17 protein-coding genes are annotated in these 23,442 nt (G+C 44.1%); 6 read left to right on the forward strand and 11 right to left on the reverse strand.

The window, feature by feature from the left end; translation table 11 throughout:
- Positions 1-925 precede the first annotated feature (925 nt).
- From AB6D07_RS17140 to nspC, 3 genes are all read left to right on the forward strand, one after another.
- Positions 926-3,877, forward strand: a complete 2,952-nt coding sequence (locus tag AB6D07_RS17140; RefSeq protein WP_029223125.1) for a pyridoxal phosphate-dependent class III aminotransferase — start codon at positions 926-928, stop codon at positions 3,875-3,877.
- 8 nt (positions 3,878-3,885) lie between these two features.
- Positions 3,886-5,139, forward strand: coding sequence for a carboxynorspermidine synthase (locus AB6D07_RS17145; RefSeq protein ID WP_017098192.1), 1,254 nt, complete (start codon positions 3,886-3,888; stop codon positions 5,137-5,139).
- 199 nt (positions 5,140-5,338) lie between these two features.
- Positions 5,339-6,478, forward strand: coding sequence for a carboxynorspermidine decarboxylase (gene nspC, locus AB6D07_RS17150; protein ID WP_029223124.1), 1,140 nt, complete (start codon positions 5,339-5,341; stop codon positions 6,476-6,478).
- Positions 6,479-6,542: 64 nt separating this feature from the next.
- On the opposite strand, the gene AB6D07_RS17155 is transcribed toward nspC, so the two are convergent.
- The 5 genes from AB6D07_RS17155 to AB6D07_RS17175 form a co-directional block, all read right to left on the reverse strand.
- Positions 6,543-7,085: a DUF1566 domain-containing protein gene (locus AB6D07_RS17155; RefSeq protein WP_017100618.1), complete on the reverse strand. Its 543-nt coding sequence runs from the start codon at positions 7,083-7,085 to the stop codon at positions 6,543-6,545.
- Complete coding sequence (locus AB6D07_RS17160) at positions 7,085-8,353, reverse strand: DUF1566 domain-containing protein (protein WP_372091234.1); 1,269 nt, start codon at positions 8,351-8,353, stop codon at positions 7,085-7,087. The genes AB6D07_RS17155 and AB6D07_RS17160 overlap by 1 nt, the downstream gene beginning before the upstream one ends.
- A 27-nt stretch (positions 8,354-8,380) precedes the next feature.
- Positions 8,381-8,707: a hypothetical protein gene (locus AB6D07_RS17165; protein ID WP_372091235.1), complete on the reverse strand. Its 327-nt coding sequence runs from the start codon at positions 8,705-8,707 to the stop codon at positions 8,381-8,383.
- A gap of 192 nt (positions 8,708-8,899) precedes the next feature.
- Complete coding sequence (locus AB6D07_RS17170) at positions 8,900-9,412, reverse strand: glycine cleavage system protein R (RefSeq protein WP_009848853.1); 513 nt, start codon at positions 9,410-9,412, stop codon at positions 8,900-8,902.
- 252 nt (positions 9,413-9,664) lie between these two features.
- Positions 9,665-10,576, reverse strand: a complete 912-nt coding sequence (locus AB6D07_RS17175) for a DUF3943 domain-containing protein (RefSeq protein WP_009848852.1) — start codon at positions 10,574-10,576, stop codon at positions 9,665-9,667.
- 208 nt (positions 10,577-10,784) lie between these two features.
- Between AB6D07_RS17175 and AB6D07_RS17180 the strand changes: the two genes are divergently transcribed.
- Positions 10,785-12,020: a CinA family nicotinamide mononucleotide deamidase-related protein gene (locus AB6D07_RS17180; RefSeq protein WP_029222995.1), complete on the forward strand. Its 1,236-nt coding sequence runs from the start codon at positions 10,785-10,787 to the stop codon at positions 12,018-12,020.
- A gap of 239 nt (positions 12,021-12,259) precedes the next feature.
- On the opposite strand, the gene yfaE is transcribed toward AB6D07_RS17180, so the two are convergent.
- The 4 genes from yfaE to ubiG all read right to left on the reverse strand — a co-directional run bounded on the left by yfaE (position 12,260) and on the right by ubiG (position 17,308).
- A complete protein-coding gene (yfaE, locus tag AB6D07_RS17185) occupies positions 12,260-12,538 on the reverse strand; it encodes a class I ribonucleotide reductase maintenance protein YfaE (protein WP_009848850.1) in 279 nt (92 codons plus the stop codon).
- Positions 12,538-13,671, reverse strand: a complete 1,134-nt coding sequence (nrdB, locus tag AB6D07_RS17190) for a class Ia ribonucleoside-diphosphate reductase subunit beta (RefSeq protein WP_017063554.1) — start codon at positions 13,669-13,671, stop codon at positions 12,538-12,540. The genes yfaE and nrdB overlap by 1 nt, the downstream gene beginning before the upstream one ends.
- 103 nt (positions 13,672-13,774) lie before the next feature.
- Entirely contained in the window at positions 13,775-16,057 is a 2,283-nt protein-coding gene (gene nrdA, locus AB6D07_RS17195) for a class 1a ribonucleoside-diphosphate reductase subunit alpha (protein ID WP_017103441.1), read from the reverse strand.
- Positions 16,058-16,561: 504 nt separating this feature from the next.
- Positions 16,562-17,308 (reverse strand): bifunctional 2-polyprenyl-6-hydroxyphenol methylase/3-demethylubiquinol 3-O-methyltransferase UbiG, encoded by a 747-nt coding sequence (ubiG, locus tag AB6D07_RS17200; RefSeq protein ID WP_017101817.1) that lies wholly within the window; start codon positions 17,306-17,308, stop codon positions 16,562-16,564.
- A gap of 258 nt (positions 17,309-17,566) precedes the next feature.
- Between ubiG and gyrA the strand changes: the two genes are divergently transcribed.
- Together gyrA and AB6D07_RS17210 are read left to right on the forward strand one after the other, a co-directional pair.
- On the forward strand, positions 17,567-20,239 hold the full coding sequence (gyrA, locus tag AB6D07_RS17205; protein ID WP_017103442.1) for a DNA topoisomerase (ATP-hydrolyzing) subunit A: 2,673 nt from the start codon (positions 17,567-17,569) through the stop codon (positions 20,237-20,239).
- Positions 20,240-20,507: 268 nt separating this feature from the next.
- Complete coding sequence (locus AB6D07_RS17210; protein WP_017103443.1) at positions 20,508-21,137, forward strand: tetratricopeptide repeat protein; 630 nt, start codon at positions 20,508-20,510, stop codon at positions 21,135-21,137.
- 51 nt (positions 21,138-21,188) lie between these two features.
- Here the strand turns inward: AB6D07_RS17210 and AB6D07_RS17215 are convergent, their stop codons facing one another.
- Together AB6D07_RS17215 and nrfA are read right to left on the reverse strand one after the other, a co-directional pair.
- Positions 21,189-21,533 carry a rhodanese-like domain-containing protein gene (locus tag AB6D07_RS17215; RefSeq protein ID WP_009848845.1) on the reverse strand — a complete coding sequence of 115 codons (345 nt, stop codon included), beginning with the start codon at positions 21,531-21,533 and terminating at the stop codon, positions 21,189-21,191.
- 127 nt (positions 21,534-21,660) lie between these two features.
- Positions 21,661-23,091 carry an ammonia-forming nitrite reductase cytochrome c552 subunit gene (gene nrfA / locus AB6D07_RS17220; RefSeq protein WP_017103444.1) on the reverse strand — a complete coding sequence of 477 codons (1,431 nt, stop codon included), beginning with the start codon at positions 23,089-23,091 and terminating at the stop codon, positions 21,661-21,663.
- Positions 23,092-23,442 lie beyond the last annotated feature (351 nt).

Here is a 23,442-nt window from a genome sequence, read left to right on the forward strand (position 1 = left end):
GAGCGCAACCTTGCCAAGGTTGAGGTCATCGGTTCGAACCCGATGTATCGCTCCAAATTAAAAAGCCCGAACAGAAATGTTCGGGCTTTTTGGCTTCTGCTGTTCTGATTTTTATGCGTTATTCCTCTTTCTGTTTGAACACACCCAAACTTCCTTTTCTATCTCAAAATGTTGCTATCAAGTTCGTTTACATTACTTAGCTTTTAAAAGCGAGATTCCCTATGAACTCGTTCCTCGTGCTAGGGAATGACGGAAAGGCGCCACAGCCTCAAAGCCCTCACTAACACCGCCTGTATACCCATGTCGTCATCCTCGGCCGCGAGGAACGAGCGAACCGGGGATCTCCTTACCTAAAGATTAACTTGTCGATATTTTCAGCAATTTGTCAGTCACCGCTCCTATTTATCAAGCGATTATTAAAAACTATTGATCGTTCATTTCACTTTATGTTATTTTCCCGCGCAATCTCGGAATGAACAATGTTCAAGAAGAGCAATGATTGCTTCTGGGGGATACGCGTAATGACCATTCTTGCTGATTGGGACATTACGTAGGGTAGGTATCAGCTAGCCTTTAGCTGATAGACGGGATACTTATGGCGCAATTCGCCATGCTAATGGGAAACCCAACATTGAACACACTAATAACAACATTGCTAATCAGCTCTGCATTTCCAAAAGGGCCAGTTCTTCATAGCTGTCCGATACTGCACAAATGTCCAATTCTTCAAAACAGTAGCATTACTGAACCTTGAGCTCACGCTAACTAATTTTTGCTGTCCTAAGACGGCCTAATTTCGTATTCGTCATTTGACTTATGCGAGCGTACAGCTATATCTCATTTCTAGACAATACGCGTGTTTCACTATGAATTCTCTCTAAATCAATAGAGGGACGGTGTGCAATTGCGTCTGATGGAGGTGAGTATGAACACATTCAAGGGGACTTTTATGACTACCGCCTTTGAAGTCGATATTAATACTATCGCAAATTCATTTTCAACTATGGTTCCTATCGTAGAGGGAACTTATGACCTAACACCCGACGCTATTTTGCTTGAGCAAGAACAGCATGAATCGGATGTTCGCTCTTACCCAAGACGCCTACCAATTGCTATTAAACGAGCATGTGGTGTTTTAGTTGAAGATACTCGTGGCCAACTCTTTCTCGATTGCTTGGCCGGTGCAGGTACACTTTCTCTGGGTTACAACCACCCTGAGATTAACCAAGCACTTAAAGACCAACTCGATTCAGGTTTGCCATACCAGACTCTTGATATTACGACTCAAGCAAAAGAGACGTTTATCAAGCGAGTTAAAGCTTTTCTCCCTCAAGACTTTTCAACGAACTCGGTTCTTCAATTCTGTGGCCCGTCTGGTGCTGATGCTGTGGAAGCCGCGATCAAGCTAGCCAAGCAAACTACAGGTCGCAACACCATGTTTGCTTTTCGTGGTGCTTACCACGGCATGACTAACGGCACCATGGGCATGATGGGTAACCTTGGTACTAAAGAACGTCGTAGCGGCTTAATGTCTGACGTACATTTCATGCCTTTCCCATACAATCTTCGTTGCCCGTTTGGCATTGGTGGTGAAGCGGGTGCTAACGCGAGCATTCGTTACATCGAGCGTATGTTGAATGACGATGAATCTGGCATCATGAAACCTGCAGCGATGATCGTCGAGCCTGTACAAGGTGAGGGCGGTGTGATTCCAGCTCCTGCATCTTGGTTACAAGGCCTACGTCGCATCTGTGATGAACATGGCATCCTACTGATTTTTGATGAAATTCAGTGTGGCGTGGGTAAAACGGGTCATCGATTCGCGTTTGAAGAGTCAGGCGTTAACCCTGATATCTTATGTTTATCTAAAGCGATTGGTGGCGGACTGCCTATGTCGCTGCTTGTGTTCGATAAGAGCATTGATACATGGAAAGCGGGTGAGCACACCGGTACATTCCGTGGTAACCAATTAGCAATGGTGTCTGGCGCTAAGGCACTGGAAATCATCGAGCGTGATGGCTTGGTTGAGCACGCGAACATCGCAGGCCAATATTTACGTCACGGGCTCGAGAAGATTCAATCGCGTGTGAACTGTATTGCTGAAGTTCGTGGTAAAGGCTTGATGCTTGGCGCTGAGATCAAGCAACCAAATGGTGAGCTCAACAAATTTGGCGAGCCGCAATCAGACGGCGAACTGACTCTAGCTATTCAACGAGCAGCATTAGAGCGCGGCTTGATGGTTGAAAAGGGTGGTCGCGATGGTTCCGTAATTCGTTTCCTTCCGCCAATGATTATCTCTTTTGAGCAGATCGACTTTGCACTGCGCGTCATGGAAGAAGCGATCATCGCAGCGGGTGGTGGTTTACAACAAGACCCAGCTTCAAGCGAACAAACTAACCAAGAATGGAACAAGCATTTCATCCAGACAGGTTTAGGCGGTAGCGACGAATTTGCTAGCGTGATGAACCAAACCACTCAAGCGATGAAAGCCGTTTTTGAACAGGTTGAAACCCCTTATTCGGGTTTAGATCCAAAAGTGTTAGAAGCTGCTATCAATGCTGTTGATCTCGATAACAATCAACACGCTTTGGTTGATGTTGTAGATAGCACTGCAGACCTTGTCGCTGCAAACTCCATCTTCGTGCAACACCCAGACTGCATTGCGCACCTTCACACTCCACCGCTTATGGCTTCGGTAGCTGCGGAATCGATTATCGCGGCGTTGAATCAATCAATGGATTCATGGGACCAAGCATCTGCTGCGACTTATGTAGAGCAGCGTGTCGTGGATTGGATGTGCGACAAATACCAACTTGGCGCACAAGCTGACGGTGTTTTCACTAGCGGCGGCACGCAAAGTAACCTAATGGGTTTATTGCTTGCGAGAGACTGGGTTGCGGATAAGCACAATGGTCATTCTATCCAAAAGCTTGGCTTACCAGAATACGCGAGCAAGCTGCGTATCTTATGTTCAAAGAAATCGCACTTCACGGTTCAAAAGTCAGCCTCTCTATTAGGGCTAGGTGAAGCGGCAGTATGCTGTGTTGACATCAATGCAAACGGCACTATCAAGCCTGACTTGTTAGATGCAGAAGTGAAAGCGCTTAAAGCTCAAGGGTTGATTCCTTTTGCGGTTGTCGGTACTGCGGGTACGACCGATCACGGTGCTATTGATGACCTTGAAGCGATTGCTGACATCGCCAACCAACAAGATCTTTGGTTCCATGTCGACAGTGCTTACGGTGGCGCGCTTATCTTAAGTAGCCATAAAGCTCGTCTGAAAGGTATCGAAAAAGCGGACTCAGTGAGTGTCGACTTCCACAAGTTGTTCTTCCAAACAATCAGCTGTGGTGCAGTGCTGCTGAAAGACAAAGCGAACTTTAAGTACCTACTGCATCACGCAGACTACTTGAACCGCGAACACGATGAACTGCCAAATCTAGTCGATAAGTCTATCGCGACCACCAAGCGTTTCGATGCATTGAAAGTGTTCATGACGATGCAAAGCGTTGGACCAAAGCAACTGGGTGATATGTACGACCATCTTCTAGAGCAGACGCTTGAAGTTGCCGGTCTGATTCAGAAGCATGACGATTTTGAGCTGCTTGCTGAGCCGTCACTGTCGACTGTGCTGTTCCGTGCGTTACCGAACAACGAGCTATCAGCAAACGGCGTTCTTGATTTAGACAAACTGAATCAGACGTTAAGACTGGAGGCGCTGACTCGTGGCGTTGCAGTACTTGGCGAAACGGTCGTTGATGGTAAAAGCGCGCTGAAATTCACTATCTTGAATCCGTGCTTAACGACATCAGATTTCAAATCTCTAATTAATAAAATTCAAACTTTAGCTATTGAGCTAGCAGAACAACAAGGGTAATTAAAACTATGGCTATTCTACAAATTGGTGCAGGCGGCGTTGGTTGGGTTGTTGCACACAAAGCAGCACAAAATAACGAAGTGCTGGGTGATATCACAATCGCTTCTCGCACAATTGCGAAGTGTGAAAAAATCATCGAATCTATCAAAGGCAAAAACAACCTTAAAGATTCTACTAAGAAACTAGAAGCTCGTTCAGTAGACGCTGACGATGTTGATGCGCTTGTTGCTTTGATTAAAGAAGTTAAGCCGGATCTAGTGATCAACGCTGGTCCTCCTTGGGTAAACATGGCGATCATGGAAGCGTGTTACCAATCGAAAGTCTCTTACCTAGATACATCGGTAGCGGTTGACCTATGTTCTGAAGGCCAACAAGTACCACAAGCTTACGATTGGCAGTGGGGCTACCGTGAGAAGTTCGCTGAAGCGGGCATCACAGGTATTCTTGGCGCTGGTTTCGATCCAGGTGTGGTATCAATCTTTGCAGCGTACGCGGTTAAGCACTTGTTCGATGAGATTGACTCAATTGATGTAATGGACGTCAATGCTGGCGACCACGGCAAGAAGTTTGCGACAAACTTTGACCCAGAAACCAACATGCTTGAGATCCAAGGTGATTCTTTCTACTGGGAAAATGAAGAGTGGAAGCAAGTACCTTGCCACTCTCGTATGCTTGAGTTTGAATTCCCGAACTGTGGTTCTCACAAAGTTTACTCAATGGCACACGATGAAGTGCGTTCAATGAAGGAATTCATCCCAGCTAAGCGTATCGAATTCTGGATGGGCTTTGGTGATGCATACTTGAACTACTTCAACTGCATGCGTGATATCGGCCTTCTTAGCCCTGATCCGCTAACACTGCACGACGGCACTGTGGTTCAGCCTCTTCATGTTCTTAAAGCGCTGCTACCAGATCCAACATCTTTGGCTCCGGGTTACACAGGTTTAACGTGTATCGGTACTTGGGTTCAAGGTAAGAAAGACGGTAAAGAGCGTAGCGTATTCATCTACAATAACGCAGACCACGAAGTGGCTTACGAAGACGTAGAGCACCAAGCGATCTCTTACACAACAGGTGTACCTGCGATTACTGCTGCACTTCAGTTCTTCCGTGGCGAATGGGCTGATAAAGGCGTGTTCAACATGGAACAGCTAAACCCAGACCCGTTCCTAGCAACCATGCCGGAAATCGGTCTAGATTGGCATGTTCAAGAACTTGAAGCAGGCCAAGGTCTTCCTGTGATTCAAGAGCTGAAAAAATAAGAACTGATTTCTTGTTTTGATTGCTAATTAAAGGGGACATGGATTGTTCCCTTTTCGATGATGATAGCCTTGAAGCTTTGGTATCATTTATTTTGATTTTGTAACTCACTGCGCTCGGACAGGACAAAATCAAAATAAATCACACCAAAATTGTTAATTTACCTTTCCATCTATAGATGCTGCTTGAGTGTTTACAAAAATGACGTTTAAGAAAGAAGAACTAAAAACCCCATATTTCATGATCAACGAAGACAAGTTGATTGCGAATCTAGAGAAAGCCAAGCAACTGAAAGAGATTTCAGGTGTGAAATTGGTATTGGCACTCAAGTGTTTTTCGACATGGGGTGTGTTTGACATCATCAAACCTTACCTCGATGGCACGACAAGCTCTGGCCCATACGAAGTCAAGCTTGGCCACGAAACCTTTGGTGGTGAAACGCACGCTTACAGTGTGGGTTACAGCGAAGATGACGTGAGAGAAGTTGCGGATATCTGCGACAAGATGATCTTCAACTCTCAAAGTCAACTTGCTGCTTACCGTCATATTGTTGAAGATAGAGCTTCATTGGGTTTACGTTTAAATCCGGGCGTGAGCTATGCAGGACAAGACTTGGCTAACCCAGCGCGTCAATTCTCGCGTTTGGGTGTGCAAGCAGATCACATTAAACCGGAAATCTTCGATGAGATTAATGGTGTGATGTTCCACATGAACTGCGAGAACAAAGACGTCGATGCATTTATCGGCCTGCTTGATTCAATCTCAGAGCAGTTTGGTAAGCACCTAGATAAGTTGGACTGGGTGAGCATGGGCGGTGGTGTGTTCTTCACATGGCCGGGCTATGACATCGAAAAACTCGGCCTTGCGCTGAAAGCCTTCTCTGAAAAGCACGGTGTGCAGATGTATCTTGAGCCGGGTGAAGCCATCATCACTAAAACAACCGACCTAGTTGTGACAGTGGTCGATATTGTTGAGAACGTGAAGAAAACAGCGATTGTGGATTCAGCGACTGAGGCACATCGCCTTGATACGCTTATCTATAATGAACCAGCATCGGTATTAGAAGCGTCTGAAAATGGTAGTCATGACTATGTGATTGGCTCATGTTCATGCTTGGCTGGCGACCAGTTCTGCGAAGCGAGTTTTGATGAGCCGCTGAACATTGGTCAAAAGCTGCATCTGTTGGACAGTGCTGGTTACACTATGGTGAAATTGAACTGGTTCAACGGCCTAAAAATGCCATCGATCTATTGCGATCGCAGCAATGGCGAAGTTCAGAAGCTAAATGAATTCGGCTATGAAGACTTCAAACGCTCATTGTCGCAATGGTCGGTTAAGTAACTATATAAGTTCATAAAAATAAAAAGAGCAGCCAATGAGCTGCTCTTTTTATTTTCCTTTAAAACTAGTTAAATGGCTTAACTAATCTAATCAGAGGAGAAGGGGGGTTACTTGGATCTATAATCGTTTCCAGGGCCTCTTCGAAATCAATGATCAAACCATCATAGGCACTGTTAATTTTGTGTGCGTCTGGTGTGTTCGTCCAGTAAGGCTCATTGGTTGTCGTGGGGAAATGTGTCAGGTTGATAGCAGGTTTCGTGCAGCGGTACTCTACGATTGAACTGAGCTCTTTGATATTTGGCAAGCGAAAGCCCGTTTGACTAGCAATTGTGGTTAGGTTTGTGTCTTTAGTTGCATTGAGTGCATCTTGCCAGCTTTTGTATTTAAGTGCTGTTCCATCACATTTATCTTGTGCGGAATTGTAGCTTTCACCTAAGTTACATTTAGACCAAAGTAAATTAGTGGTAACGTCCAGTAATGTACCATCTTTACGGTCGATAAGCTGCCCGTCTTTAACCGATGCCGACTGTGTCGTTACACATGTTTGTGCTAATACGTTACCGCATAGTAGGGCGGTTAGTGTCCCTAAGCATATATGAAGTTTCATTAGTCTAAGCCTCCGCTCACAGCGACAATACCCGCTGAACTTGAAATGTTTTTATTACAAAGCTCTAGCTCTCCCGTAGCCGTATCAACGCATCGTACGCTACCGTTTTGTTTTACTGAGCTTGTTTTGGTAAAGAGCTTGGTACCTAGGTTAGGGAAGAAGTCCACACCACTTGATGGTTTGCTGCCGACATTAAAGTTAATGAATGAACGAGCCTCAATAGGAGAGGGCAGACGCCAATCCGTGATGCCGCAGATAGCATAACTGTTTAGGCTCTCAATATAGCTTTTGGTATTACAGTTGCGACTACCAGAATTGTCATTGGGATAAGCGCATTGAGAAGATATAGGGCCGGCGCTGTACAGCAGATCGTTAGGCGCTCCGGCATAACCGCCATTGGTGGTTGCATCGGAATCGTACCAAGTGTAGGTGTATGAAGCACTTCGCCAATAACTTGATTCAGTTCCCCAAGGGTAAGGGTTTGCGTTAGCGTCTAGTTTATGTTTTTCAACCCAAGTTTCGATGTTGCTTGTCGTAGGCAGCGCTCTAGCGGTTTGTTTGTTTTCAATATATAAACCTGTTCGTTCATCTTTTACACAGCGCCAACTAGAGGCTGATGAATTTACTGGATTACCATTCGCATCAATCTTGGTGTAGCGGAAACCATATGCACCATCAGAGTGCTCACTTCCATCCGTTTTATCTAAACCAAAATCGGCATCTTGATTAGGGTGCGATGCTGGAGGGGTGGTGCTGTCGTAAGCTGTGCCATCGAAATAGGTTACATAGCCAGTATCGTTGAAGCTTTTCTGTCCGGGTATATAGAACGCAAGCGAGTTTTTCTTAGCATCGATAGCTGCGTTTCCTGCGCTAGCGATGGTGTAAATTACGGATTCTCCGCCTTCATTGAAGCTGTCAGCAATCGCAGAAAACTTGATGCTTGTTGACAGGGTTTCAGCGGCTATCTTGATACTTGAACCAGCGATATCAACACTAAAGTCTTTAGCTGTGGCGATACCCGTTTGAGCGAGTGTCAGCGTAACCTCTTTAGAGGTGTAGTGGCTTAAAGTCGCTTGCTGAACAACGCTGTCACCCTCTACAACGGTACTTAAGTCTTTGCTAAACCGGACTGTTGGCTGAGCGTCACTATCATTAATGGTTACTTCGGTTTGCTTGTTGGTCAGAGTGTAATTTGCACTGTTATCCACACCAATGGTGTAGTGAAAGGTCTTGTTCCCTTCGTAAAGATTATTATGGGTAAGATTCAAAGGAAGAGCTGCACTAGTTGCACCCGCCTAAACCTTGACGTTTTGGCTAGAGATAGCATCGTAGCTTTTAAACATACCAGTAGAGCGTGTTGTGATATCGCTGGTGACGATAGTGAGAGTGAGCTCTTGGCTTAAGGCTTTGGAAAAAGAAACTGTAATTGACTCTGTCTTCGACCCTGATTGTGGTTCAGAAAATGAAACACTTTTCGGGATGCTAACGTTAATTTGTGATGATGACGAAGTAGACGTTGTTTTACCATTATTCTCATGACCGCTTTTACAGCCACTGAATAGTGTTATGAGAAGGATTACTGAGATGGTATTGAGCTGCCAACTCGACCTGTTTCTTTCCATGTTTGAACCTAAACCATTAAATTGTATAAGATAATCTATGGTAACAAAAATATTATACGAATGCCTGAATTCATATGGTTAAGTTATGTATTTCGAATGTTTCCATATGGTTTTTTGTAAGTTATGTAAGAGGAGGGGGCTTTCTGGAGGGGAGCCTCCCAATGATGAATTTATCATCAGGAGGCTAGCTTGTTAGCTTTCAATCATCACTCGAGTATCTTCACTGAGCGTTTCTAATTCATTCACTACGTCATCAATCAAAACTTCGATTGGTAGCTTAACGGCAATCTTGGAAGTAAATAAGCTTGAGCTAACACCACCGCCACCAGCGATAAATACTCGGTGGCAATCCATATCTAGAATGCTAATCCCTTGTCTGTCTAGTACATGTGTCACTTCGTTGACGATGCCAGCTCGGTCGTTAGAGTCGAGTCGTAAATGATGTATTGTGTCTTGTGCGTTGTGAGTGTGGTCTGAATCAACAAACTGCACGATCAAGTCAGCATTGGCACTGAAAGCATCCTTAACAATTGATTCGTTGATGGCAGGAAGTTGAATCTTTAATACGCCTGCAACTTGATCTTCAATAAAGTTAACTTTACTGATGAGCCATTTTCCGTCGTTTTCGTGAGTAACCGCAGCAAGTTGCTTGATTGTTGCTGGTGATGCTTGTCCGATAAAGTTTACGATAAATGTACTGTTCATATCAGCCCCCAAAGTCTCAATTGTTCGTTGCTAATTAAATGTTTGATATCACGTGATAAAGTTCTTTAATTTCAGTGTAGAAGGTTACATCGAACAATGTTTGACCTGTGTCAATTTTTGAAACTAAGCTGTGATGCAAAAAAAGAGAATGAAGAGTAGGGCACAAAAAAAGCGGCTAGAGAGCCGCTTTTAGAAGAGTTGTCGCATTTATTTGAAATGCAGTAACATAGAGTTCAGAGACTGGAAGTCGATTTAAAACGTTACTTTAAAGTTCATACCAACAAACTGAGAGTCGTATGTTGCCCCTGCATCGTAGGCGAATCGGGCTGCGTCTTTGTTATCCCACCAAGGGTTAGTATTCAGATTAACTTCTGCGTCACCACCCCATGCATCACTTACCCAGTAGTGGATATGGCCAACAGGGTTGAGGAAGAATAATGAAACATCACCCATGGTTTGAGAGCCCATCACTTCGCCACCTGAAGCAACAATGTCTTGCTCTGCTTCTAGCATCATTTCACCGACAACAGCCCCAAAGAATGGTGTAATAAAGATATCTTGCCATGACGGTACTTCAGCAAACGCTTCTACGCCGTATTCCCAGAAAAATGTCGACATTGTCCAAGAGTATAAGAAAGACTCAAACTCGTCATAACCAGCATGTCGAGCTGCGGTGTAGTAAACACCACCGAAATACGGATGCATTACGTAGTTTAGGAAGTGTTCATCACGGTCCCATACTGGGCCTTCAGAAACGTTATCTTTCCATTTTTTACCTAGTGCACTGATATCACGCTGGTCATCATCCCACTTAGTGATACTTTCAGGTAAAAGCGTCATGAGGCCAACGGTTGCGACACTTAAACCAAGAATGGTATAAGTTTGGCCCATGAGGTAATCCCAATCTTTGCCATCGCTAACGGTAAGGTAGAGTGGTTGTTTTTCGATGGTTAAATCATATTGGTCGCTTGTTTCGCTTAGCGCATAATTGTTACTAGGCTTATAGGTGTACAAGCTTTCATTAACACAGTAATCTTGAGCGCATTCATCCGAATAAGAAAGGTTGATTGGTTGGTCGAAGTCGTATTGGCTTGCAACCGAGTTAACTGACATTAGCATTGTAAATGCAGCAGTAACCTTCGTTAGTAACGGTGATTTGGCCACAAGGGTCTCCATGAGAAGTTAATAATTGATCCGAGTCACAATTATCTATTAAATGCTTAGTTTAGGGAACTAATAATTTATTGCTTTTCCTAAGAAAACCTTAGATTAAGCATTAGTAATATTTGTGAAAAGGTGAATGACTCAAACTCAACCTTAGACTAGTTTGTAAATAATGCCGTGTCTTTTAATGGCCACAAGGGATATAAATATGACGAAAATCGCAATGTTAAGCACTGGTGAAGAAGTTCTTCATGGGGACATTGTCGACACAAACGCAGCTTGGATGTCTGCTGAGTTTTATCAGCACGGCTTTGCTTTGGCAAAGCGTTCAACTGTGGGCGACCGAATGAACGCTCTGATCGAAGAACTGCTGATGCTGAGCTTCAACTATGATGTGGTTATCGTCAATGGTGGTTTGGGGCCGACAACTGATGATATGAGTGCGGCCGCTGCGGCTGCGGCCTCAGATCAAAAGCTTGTCATGTTCCCTGAGTGGCTGACTCGTATGGAAGAGATGTTCTCTGGACGTGGTATGCCGATGCCTGACAGTAACCTTAAGCAAGCTTTATTACCCGCGAGTTCAGAGATTGTTGATAATCCTGTGGGTACGGCTTGCGGCTTCAAGCTGAAAATCAACGATGCGACTTTCTATTTCACTCCTGGTGTGCCGAGTGAATTCAAACGTATGGTGACGTTTGAGATTCTTCCTGACTTGTCGCGTACCTACCCTCAAGTGGTTGCCTCTGAATGCAGTCGATTGTTTACGTTTGGTTTGTCTGAATCGGGTATCTCGGATGTGTTAGACCAGCTTAAGCTTCCAGCAGGCTATGAACTTGGCTACCGCTCTTATCTGCCTTTTATTGAGGTCAAACTGTTTGGTCCTAAGGCAGACTTAGAAACTCGCGTTAAGCTTCTGCAAATGGTTTACAAGCTGCTAGAGAGTAATGTCGTGAGCGTTGATGAGCCAATGATTGACCATATTGGACACATCATGGCGGAAAAAAAGAAGACGTTATCTGTATCTGAAGTGTCGACCAAAGGCGCCCTATCAGCGTGGCTGCAATTGAATGAGCAGGTTGAAGACTGCTTTGGGCATTCATGGGTCATGGCTGAGCCAAAAGAGAGCGAACTTGAAAAGAGTGATCCATTAGCCGCAACCTTTGCACTGGCTGGCGCTACAAGAGAGAAGTGCGGTACAGAACTAGCTTTGGTTACTGGTAAATTAGAAGGCAACACATTCAGCGTCGCATTGTCGACTGAAGCAGGAGAGTGGGGGCAGGTGCTTGAGTTTTATCGTCAGTACTCACGCGAAGACCAACGCAACGTGATTAAGACCGTTGCCGCCGATATGCTGAGAAGGCATCTAGACAACAAACCGATGTTTGGTACTTACTCTTCGGTTAAGCGATTGAAAGACATGTTTATTCCTAAAGCGGTACTATAAACCAAGTTAACGCTATAAAGTCCAAATTAAAGCTATAAAGCTATATATGTAATAAATCATATACATCAACAAAGCCGAGTTGGTGCAATAAGCGAGTTGTCTGATTGAGCCAACATGAAAAACAAAAAGGGCCTGATAATGAAGATTATCGGGCCCTTAAATTTTTAAGCTTTTCTGTTAACGATTCAACATTGTACTAATCGCGCTAAGTAGCTAAGTATAAGATCTAAGTACAAGTATTAAGCACTTTTTTGCTTATTTCTGTGAATAACGTTACTCAGCGATAGTTCTGTTTTTGCTTTACAGATACAAGGCAAAATTTCATTGCCTTGCGTGTAAGCCATAGCAAAACCAACGTACTCAACTTCCCCGGAATCCAACGTACAGCGGCAAGCGCCACAGTGACCATCTCGGCAGTTGTATTCTGGCTCTAACCCAGCTTGTTCCATTGTTTCCAACAGAGTGTTTGAAGGGTTAGATTCAATTGAAGTCAGCTTGTTGATTTTGATTGTTGGCATTACAGCTCAAATCCTTCAAAGTCGTCAGCTTTTACTTCGTTGTCGATTTGGCCAACTAGGTAAGAACTGATTTCAGCTTCTTGTGGAGCAACTTGAACGTTATCTGAAGACAACCAAGCGTTGATCCATGGAATTGGGTTCGACGTTGCTGCTGGGTAAGCCGTACCTAGGCCAACCGCTTGCATACGAATGTTGGTAATGTACTCAACGTATTGGCAAAGAATGTCTTTGTTCAGACCAATCATAGAGCCGTCTTTGAATAGGTATTCTGCCCACTCTTTCTCTTGCTCAGCCGCTTCTTTGAATAGGTCGAAACACTCTTGCTTACACTCTTCAGCGATCTGCATGAATTCGAAATCATCTTGACCGTTACGTAGCAAGTTGATCATGTGCTGTGTACCAGTAAGGTGAAGGGCTTCATCACGAGCGATTAGCTTGATGATCTTCGCGTTACCTTCCATTAGCTCACGCTCAGCGAATGCAAATGAACATGCGAAACTTACGTAGAAACGAATCGCTTCCAGTGCGTTTACAGACATTAGACATAGGTAAAGTTTCTTCTTCAGGTCGTGAAGTGAAATCTTAACGTCTTCGCCGTTGATGCTGTGGTTGCCTTCACCGTAGCGGTGGTAGTCAGCCGTTAGCTTGATTAGGTCGTCGTAGTAGAAAGCGATGTCTTTAGCGCGCTTTAGAATCTCTTCGTTTTCAACTATGTCGTCGAATACTACGCCTGGATCATTCACGATGTTACGGATGATGTGCGTGTAAGAACGAGAATGAATCGTTTCAGAGAAAGACCAAGTTTCAATCCAAGTTTCAACTTCTGGTAGAGATACCAATGGAAGTAGGGCAACGTTAGGGCTGCGGCCTTGGATAGAATCTAGAAGCGTTTGGTACTTCAAGTTAGAGATGAAGATGTGCTTTTCATGCTCAGGAAGCTTGTTGTAGTCGATACGGTCGCTAGACACGTCTACTTCTTCTGGACGCCAGAAGAAAGAAAGCTGCTTCTCGATAAGCTTTTCGAAGATTTCGAATTTTTGTTGGTCGTAACGTGCAACGTTTACCGACTGACCCAAGAACATTGGTTCTTTTAGTTGGTCATTTTTTTGCTGAGAAAAAGTACTGTAAGCCATAAATGCCTCAAATCCTTTAAAGACCCGTAATAAAACGGACCCTGTTAATGCTTTAAACCCAGAGAAGATAACTCTTCTCTGGGGTCTTAATGTTTATTGCGGTTTAGATCTTACAACCGCCGCCTTCACAATCTTCTTCCGGCACTTGAACTGCATCGCCTTGGTCGTCTTTAGCACCATCACGAGTGTTATGGTAGTAAAGCGTCTTAACACCGTACTTGTACGCTGTTAGTAGGTCTTGAAGCAGCTTCTTCATTGGTACTTTACCGCTGTCGTAAACACTTGGATCATAGTTAGTGTTTGCAGAGATAGCTTGGTCAACGAATTTTTGCATGATACCCACTAAGTGTAGGTAACCGTCGTTATTGCCAATGTTCCAAAGTAGCTCGTAGTTGTTTTTAAGATTTAAGAAATCAGGAACAACTTGCTTCAGGATACCGTCTTTCGACGCTTTCACTGATACATAACCACGTGGTGGCTCGATACCGTTAGTCGCGTTCGAGATTTGAGACGAAGTCTCAGAAGGCATAAGCGCTGTTAGCGTAGAGTTACGCAGACCGTGCTCCATGATCTCTTCACGTAGCGTGTCCCAATCGTAGTGCAGAGGCTCTTCACATACTAAGTCGATATCTTTTTTATAAGTATCGATTGGCAGTAGGCCTTTCGCGTAGTTGGTCTCGTGGAAAGATGGGCAACGGCCTTGTTCTTTCGCTAGTTCAACAGACGCTTTTAGTAAGTGGTATTGAATTGCTTCAAAAGTACGGTGAGTCAGGCCATTTGCGCTGCCGTCAGAGTACTTAACACCATTCTTCGCCAGGTAGTATGCATAGTTGATGACACCCACACCTAAAGTACGACGATTCATTGTCGATTTGTATGCTGCTGGAAGCGGGTAGTCTTGGTAATCAAGCAGTGCATCAAGTGCACGAACAACCAACTCAGAAAGCTCTGCTAAGTCGTCGAGTTCATTGATTGCGCCAAGGTTGAACGCTGAAAGCGTACACAGTGCAATCTCACCTTCGTCATCTTCCACGTTAGAAAGTGGCTTAGTTGGTAGCGCGATTTCTAGACATAGGTTCGATTGACGAACAGGTGCTACTTCAGAATCAAACGGGCTGTGTGTATTACAGTGGTCAACGTTCTGAATGTAGATACGACCAGTAGAAGCACGCTCTTGCATTAGTAGAGAGAACAGTTCAACCGCTTTCACAGTTTCACGTTTCACTGAAGGATCGTTTTCGTACTTAACGTACAGCTCTTCAAAACGCTCTTGGTTTTCGAAGAACGCATCGTAAAGTCCAGGTACATCTGAAGGGGAGAACAGGCTGATGTTGCCACCTTGAACAAGACGAGAGTACATAAGCTTATTAAGCTGTACGCCGTAGTCCATGTGACGAACACGGTTCTCTTCAACACCACGGTTGTTTTTCAGTACTAATAGAGACTGAACTTCACCGTGCCATAGTGGGTAGAACACGGTTGCTGCACCGCCACGAACACCACCTTGAGAACAACATTTTACTGCTGTTTGGAAGTATTTGTAGAAAGGGATACAGCCAGTGTGGAACGCTTCACCACCACGAATTTCAGAACCAAGCGCACGGATACGACCTGCGTTGATACCAATACCAGCACGTTGAGATACGTAACGAACAATAGAGCTTGCTGTTGCGTTGATAGAATCAAGGCTGTCACCACACTCGATCAGTACGCAAGAACTGAATTGACGAGTAGGCGTACGTACACCAGACATAATTGGTGTAGGTAGAGAAATCTTAAACGTAGATGAGGCGTCGTAAAAACGTTTGATGTAATCCAGACGAGTTGATTTCGGGTATTTACCGAATAAACAAGCAGCAACTAGGATGTAAAGGAACTGAGCACTCTCGTAAATTTCTTTTGTTACACGGTTTTGCACGAAGTATTTACCTTCAAGCTGCTTGACCGCTGCATAAGAGAAGTCTAAGTCACGCTTGTGGTCGATGTACGCGTCAAGCTCGTCAAACTCAGCTTTCGTGTAGTCTTCCATTAGGTGGCTATCGTATTTACCCATATCAACCAGTTTTGCAACGTGGTCATATAGAGCCGGTGGCTCGTACTCGCCGTACGCTTTTTTACGTAGGTGGAATACTGACAGACGTGCTGCTAGATATTGGTAATCAGGAGTCTCTTCAGAGATTAAATCCGCTGCTGACTTAATGATTGTCTCATGGATGTCAGTGGTGGTGATGCCATCGTAAAACTGAATGTGAGCTTTCAATTCTACTTGTGATACAGAAACATTGTGCAAGCCTTCAGCTGCCCAAGTGATCACTCGATGGATTTTCTCTAAATCGATTGTTTCTTTGCGCCCGTTACGTTTGGTAACAGTAAGTTGTTGGTTCATTCTGCTTAATTTCCCTAACAAAACTGAACAAAGCCGTGTTTTTGTGTATTTCTGTGTAATTTTTGTAAATTACGTTTCGGCTTTGTGATCTTGGTCTACCCATACATTGTAGTTCAAACACAACATATAGGGGTCATTTGTTTGTTGGGTTACAAGATAGTGCTACAGCTTATATTTTTCAAGGTAAAGAAATGGGAGTGCTTGTGGATAAGTGGTGGATTGAAAAAAAACTGTAAGTGACCACTAACTGACGAGGTTCGATGTGACTTGATTGTATAAAAATAGCCTTTTAAGGTTGCTTTATTTTTGCGCACACATAAAAAAAAATCCCTTGATCTTTGAGCAAAATGGGCAATGGATTTTGGATGATTAAAATTAAATCTAGGTGGTCAAAATGGAAGCGAGCGCACGAAATTTAGACTGAAAAAAGTCGTAAAGTTATGTTAATTACAACTCTTTTCAATCGTCTTTTTCTAAAAGATTTTAAGCTGGTGATATTAATAGTTATCGGGTGAGATTTTGCGTGTGGACTATGTAGTTAACATCTACATTTGTGCCCAAACGGTAAGTGTCCGTTAACGGGTTGTAGTGCAGTCCTGTAATCCCCAATTCTTGCAGCGGAGTGTTGTCTATCATCTTGATAAGTTCCGCTGGGCGAATGAACTTTTCGTGGTCGTGAGTACCTTCTGGGACAATCTTAAGTAGCTTTTCTGCACCTACTATAGCGAATAGGTAAGACTTAAAGTTACGGTTCAATGTCGAGAAGAACACATGGCCGCCCGGTTTAACCAACTTTGAACAAGCCGAGATAACCGATTGTGGGTCTGGTACGTGCTCTAGCATTTCCATGCAGGTCACCACATCGTAAGTTTGTGGGTTTTGCTCAGCATGATCTTCAATGGTGCTTTGAATGTAATCAAGCTTGGTGCCGGTTTCTAATGCATGCAGACGAGCGACTTCTAGCGGTTCTTTACCCATATCTAAACCAGTGACTAGCGCACCTTCAACGGCCATGCTCTCAGCCAAAATACCGCCACCGCAGCCAACATCGAGAACTTTCTTGCCAAATAGGCCTTCGGTTTTCTCTAGAACGTAATTTAGGCGCAGTGGGTTGATTTGATGTAGTGGCTTAAACTCGCCTTCTAGATCCCACCAGCGCGACGCCATGTCTTCGAATTTTTTGATTTCTGCTGGGTCTACGTTTTGTGATTTAGTCATAATCGGCATTTCCAAGTTAAATAATGCATCCATGAAATTGCAGGCATTATAACTTGCCTTTTCCTGCTGACCAGAAGATCTACAATTTTGCTAGTTTATTGAGTGTAAAGTGACCATGTTTCAGCAAGATATGACGCTGAGGTGCAATTTCTCATCAATAGATTGGCTACAAGGGTCACAAGATGGTAAAAGGAGAGGGAAAGTGATGCCTCCGTAGGTAAATTTGTGTTATATTTTTCGGTCTTATACGTATTCAAAAATACGATCTGACTATAGAGGGAAAATGGCTCTATGAGCGATCTAGCGAAAGAGATCACGCCCGTAAATATTGAAGATGAGCTTAGAGGTTCATACCTAGACTACGCGATGTCCGTCATCGTTGGTCGTGCCCTTCCTGATGTGCGTGATGGCCTAAAACCAGTACACCGCCGCGTTTTGTTCGCGATGAATGTATTAGGTAATGATTGGAACAAAGCATATAAAAAGTCTGCTCGTGTAGTAGGCGATGTAATCGGTAAATATCACCCACACGGTGATAGTGCGGTATACGAGTCAATTGTTCGTATGGCTCAGCCGTTTTCACTACGCTATATGTTAGTCGATGGCCAAGGTAACTTTGGTTCGGTTGACGGCGATTCAGCTGCGGCAATGCGTTATACCGAAGTTCGTATGTCAAAAATAGCTGGTGAGCTATTAACGGATCTTGATAAAGATACGGTTGACTTCGTTCCTAACTATGATGGAACCGAGCAAATACCAGCAGTTTTACCAACAAAAATACCAAACCTATTGGTTAACGGTGCTTCTGGTATCGCAGTAGGTATGGCTACCAACATCCCGCCGCATAACCTTGGCGAAGTTGTTGATGGCTGTTTAGCATTTATCAATAATGAAGACATCACTATTGATGAGCTAATGGACTACATCCCGGGTCCAGACTTCCCGACAGCAGCATTAATCAGTGGCCGTAAGGGCATTGTCGATGCATATAAGACTGGCCGAGGCAAAGTCTACATGCGCTCGAGAGCTGAAATTGAAACGGAAAAGAACGGTAAAGAAACTATTATCGTTACTGAAATTCCGTATCAAGTGAACAAAGCTCGTCTGATCGAGAAGATTGCAGAACTTGTAAAAGACAAGAAAGTTGAAGGCATCAGTGCACTGCGTGACGAATCTGATAAAGATGGTATGCGTATTGTTATTGAATGTAAGCGTGATGCTGTCGGTGAAGTTGTACTAAACAACCTTTACTCACAAACTCAACTGCAAACAACTTTCGGCATCAACATGGTTGCTCTGAACAACGGCCAACCACAACTTTTCAACATTAAAGATATGTTGAAGTGTTTTGTTGATCACCGTCGTGAAGTTGTGACACGTCGTACTATCTTCGAATTGAAGAAAGCGCGCGACCGTGCACATATCTTGGAAGCTCTATCTTTAGCGCTTGCAAACATTGATGAAATCATTGAACTGATCAAGAACGCACCAACACCAGCAGAAGCTAAAGTTGGTCTAGTATCTCGTGGTTGGGATCTTGGTAACGTTGCATCAATGCTTGAACGTGCTGGTACTGATGCAGCCCGTCCAGATTGGCTTGAAGACCAATACGGTATCCGTGATGGTCAATACTTCCTAACGGAAACTCAAGCGCAAGCTATTCTAGAACTTCGTCTTCACCGCCTAACTGGCCTTGAGCACGAGAAGATTCTAGACGAATACAAAGCACTTCTAGAAGAGATCGCTGAGCTAATGCATATCCTTGCAAGCACTGAGCGTTTGATGGAAGTTATCCGTGAAGAACTTGAAGCGGTACGTGATATCTATGGCGACGAACGTCGTACAGAAATCACAGCAGCGGTTCATGACATCGACATGGAAGAGCTAATCGCTCAAGAAGACGTTGTAGTAACGCTTTCTAACGCAGGTTACGTTAAGTACCAAATCCTAAGCGACTACGAAGCTCAGCGTCGTGGTGGTAAAGGTAAGAGTGCAACTAAGATGAAAGATGAGGATTACATTGAGCGTCTGCTTGTTGCTAATACTCACGATAACATCTTATGTTTCTCTACTCGTGGTAAAACGTACCGCTTGAAAGTTTACCAACTGCCTCAAGCAAGCCGCACGGCTCGTGGTAAGCCTATCGTTAACATTCTTCCTCTAGAAGAAGGTGAGCGTATTACGGCTATCCTGCCTGTTTCTGAGTTCTCTAACGAGAAATTCATCTTCATGGCAACAGGCGACGGTACCGTTAAGAAGACATCACTGGATCAATTCGCAAACGTACGTGCTAACGGCCTAATCGCAGTTAACTTACGTGACGATGATTCACTGATTGGCGTTGATATTACTGACGGTAATAGCGACATCATGCTGTTCTCGAAGTCGGGCAAAGTTGTTCGCTTTAACGAGGACAAAGTACGTCCAATGGGTCGTACTGCCTCTGGTGTTCGTGGTATGAAGCTTCCAGAAGACGATCAAGTGGTTTCACTGATTGTTCCTTCAAACGAAGGCGATATCCTAACTGTGACTCAAAACGGTTACGGTAAGCGTACTGAGCTGGCTGAATACCCAACGAAAGGCCGTGCAACGCAAGGTGTAGTATCTATCAAAGTCTCTGATCGTAATGGCCCAGTAGTTGGTGCTGTTCAGGTTGAAGAAGGCGATGAAATGATGATGATCACCGACGCAGGTACACTAGTACGTACTCGCGTAGCGGAAGTAAGCCAAGTTGGTCGTAACACTCAAGGTGTAACACTGATTCGTACTGCTGAAGACGAGAATGTTGTAGGTCTACAACGTATCGACGAAGTAGAAGAAGCTGAGATTGTTGAAGGCGAAGAAACTGAAGAAGCAAATGCTGACGCAGTAAACGCTGAAACGGCTGTTGTTTCTGAATCAAGTGAAGAGCAAGCATCAGATGCTTCTGACTCTGAAAGTGATAGCGAGCAAGACACTGAGTAATCTCGATTACGTTAAGTAATTAAGCTTACCAATGAAAAAAACCGAGCCTAAGTGTTCGGTTTTTTATTGCCTGTCATTTCTCTTCTCATGTGGCTTATGGCTTATGGCTTATGGCTTATGGCTTATGGCTTAGGTCTGAATACCAACCTTAACCCGTCGCTTTTATGCAAAAGTTTGAGCACTAAATCTCGAACGCTAAACTTTGATCAATAACGAGGCAGTACGAAAACGATAGAGTAGAGGTAGATCTAAATAAAAGGGATGCGGAATGGATATCTGGTTGTTGGTTGCGTTGGTACTAATGAGTCTGTTTTTGATTGTGGTCGTTATTGCCGCGAGCAATAATGGCAGCCATCTAAAAGGCAATGTGGTGATTTCTCTTACTGCGGTGGCTTTGAGCGTGCTGGTTTGGTCTCAACTGAAACAAGAGTTACCTCAACTTCCTTTGGATGATAGCAATAACTACACGGCAACAGATTTCGAAGATGAGCTTCAACAAAGCCTCAAACAAGACCCGAATCAATCCGACTTGTGGTTTAAGCTTGGTGGTTTGTACATGCAGAGAGGGGAGTTTGATGCGGCATTCACTTGCTACGATTATGCGATTCGCTTAGATCCTCAAGCGCCTTCTGGCCTCTATGCTGCCAAAGCAACCGCACTTTATTATCTGAGCTCTCAAGCGATGAGTGATGATGTTAATGCGCTGTTGGAGCACTCAATGCAGCTTGATCCCAATGATCGTACGGCATTGATGTTGATTGCGACCGATCACTTCATCAGCATGCGCTATCAACAAGCGATCGATGCGTGGACTCAAATCTTAGATTCCAATCAGAAGGGCATTGATCGTGTCTCTATTATCCATTCGATCAACCAAGCTAAACAGATGATCCGTTAAGCTTGGCTAATTGCTAAAGAGGCGATCTTACTTAAGAGCTTATTTCGAAGACTATTGGTTTTCCTGCATTTCGATTAAGCCACCAGCATTGTGGATTTGAGTAAACCCTTGAGCACGCAAGAATTGATAAGCTTGCCCTGAACGATTGCCACTACGGCAGTACAACACGATGGGTTGGTCTTTATCTATCTTAGCAAAGTGAGTAGCCACTTCAGAAAGAGGGTAGTTGATGGCGTTGTCTAGATGCCCTTGTTCGAACTCTGCAGGTGTTCTGACATCAACCACTAATGCACCTTTCTCTATTAATTCCCACCCTGTCTCAGCACGCTCAGATGCGTGAACGCTTGAACTGAGTAGTGCAATACATAATGCCGAAAGCGAAAGTAAGATTTTCATTGTTTATTCCTTGAATTGGCGAGTGGATCGGGGATTCGATATTGATCTGTATTCCCCTAAAACCTAAAAAAACCAGCCACACAACAATAGTGTGACTGGTTTTTACTTAATGGTCTAATTGAAGAAACTAGTATTCGTAGTCGGCTTCACGCTTTTCAGCTTGCTCTTCCCATTTAGGAACAACCGTGTCTAAGAAGTGTTGTTTCTCAGCGTTCATCTTATCCATGTCCATTCCAAGCGCTTTTTGAGCCGCTTCTTTTGTCGAGATATCTGGAATCTCGATTGGATCGGTGATGCCTTTCTTCGCCAGTAGACGAACAATCTTAGTACGAGCATCCGCGGCGCGGTCAACGGCAGTACCTAGCACTTCTAGAGCGATTTCAGGTGCGTGCATGTGAATACCGTGAGACGCGATAGCGTAGTCCCAACGCCATTGAGCGTGACGGATATCGAGTAAGATAGATTCCATCTCTTGCTCTGTCGCACCCGCTTCCCATGCTGCGCCTGCTTCAAAGTGAGCAGCAACGATTTGTTTCTCAGCAGTCAGCTTCATGTTTAGTACTTGCGCTTTACGGCTTGAAACGATGTTACGCATAGTTTCTTTCGATTGAGTGTGACAGTTTGCACACGTATCTTCGAAGCGGTCGAATGGGTTACCCACTTTATGGTCGGTATAAACGGTGCCATCTTCTTTGGTCACTTTCGGCATATGACAGTCAGCACAAACAACTTTGTTTTTGCCGTGAATACCTTCGCGCCATGTTTCGAAACCTGGGTGTTGCGCTTTCAGCATGGGTGCTTTCGATACTTTATGCGTCCAATCTTTAAAGTTGATTGCATCATAGTAGCGTTCCATGTCGCCAACGGTTGTACCTTGGTCCCAAGGGAATTTCACACCTTTGGTTGGCCCTGTGAAGTAGTATTCCACGTGGCACTGAGCACAAACAGAAGCTTGTTGGTCTAAGCGGCTTTGCTCATCAAACTTTTTACCAATCGTTTCAAATGCACGCTCAACGTAAGGACGAGTCACCTTCAGTGCAGGCTCACCATTCTTAAAGCCTTCGCTTTGGGTGTCGTGACAGTCTGAACAGCCAATAGGGTTAATGATCTCGTTGCCAAGACGCGCCCATTTACCTTCAAAATAACCATCTTCGCCACGCTCTTCGATAACACGAGCGACATCTGGGCTCTTACAACTCCAACACGCCATTGGCATTGGACCAGAGCTTTCGTCCGTTGGGCCGCCAGTACGAAGTGTTTGTCTTACATCGTCAATGGCATAAAAGTGGCCGCGTGCTTTGTTGTAATCTTTTGCGAAGCCGTAGCCAGCCCACATGATGACCATGTTTGGATCTTCTTTTAGTGCGTCTTCAATAACTTCGCTTTCTGAAGTCTGTCTCCATGAATGATATTGATCTGGGTGGTTTTGCTCGAACTGGTCGTTACGAGGGTCGCCAATTTCTTTTTGTTCAGACGCAGCAAAACTGGTCGCGCTTGCTAGTGATGCGCTAACCATTAATAGTGCTGTGACCGAATTACGTATCCAATGCTTTTTCACAGTGATATCTCCAATATACTGATTCTTATACCAAGCGTTGTGAGTTTGCTATTCAAATTAAGAACTGGAGAATTCCTGTTTATATTAATTCATAAACAAACACATTTTGTTACGTGTTGGATATAGCTTGTCTTAGATCAATTAACGGTAGTGACTTCAATCACGTTGAAGTTTATATACCCCTAAAGAGGTATTGCCGGTTAGTGGCATTAAAATTTAATTGAGAATTATTATCATATATAACAATCAATTACCTAGATTGACCATGGTATAAATAGGGTGATTGCGTTCACAGATTAACCTATCCAAATTTCGTATTACCTAATTAGAGGTATATTCTAACTATAGAAA

Origin of the sequence: Vibrio sp. 10N.239.312.C11 (genome assembly GCF_041466065.1) — a bacterium.
GTDB classification, from domain to species: Bacteria; Pseudomonadota; Gammaproteobacteria; order Enterobacterales; family Vibrionaceae; genus Vibrio; species Vibrio tasmaniensis_A.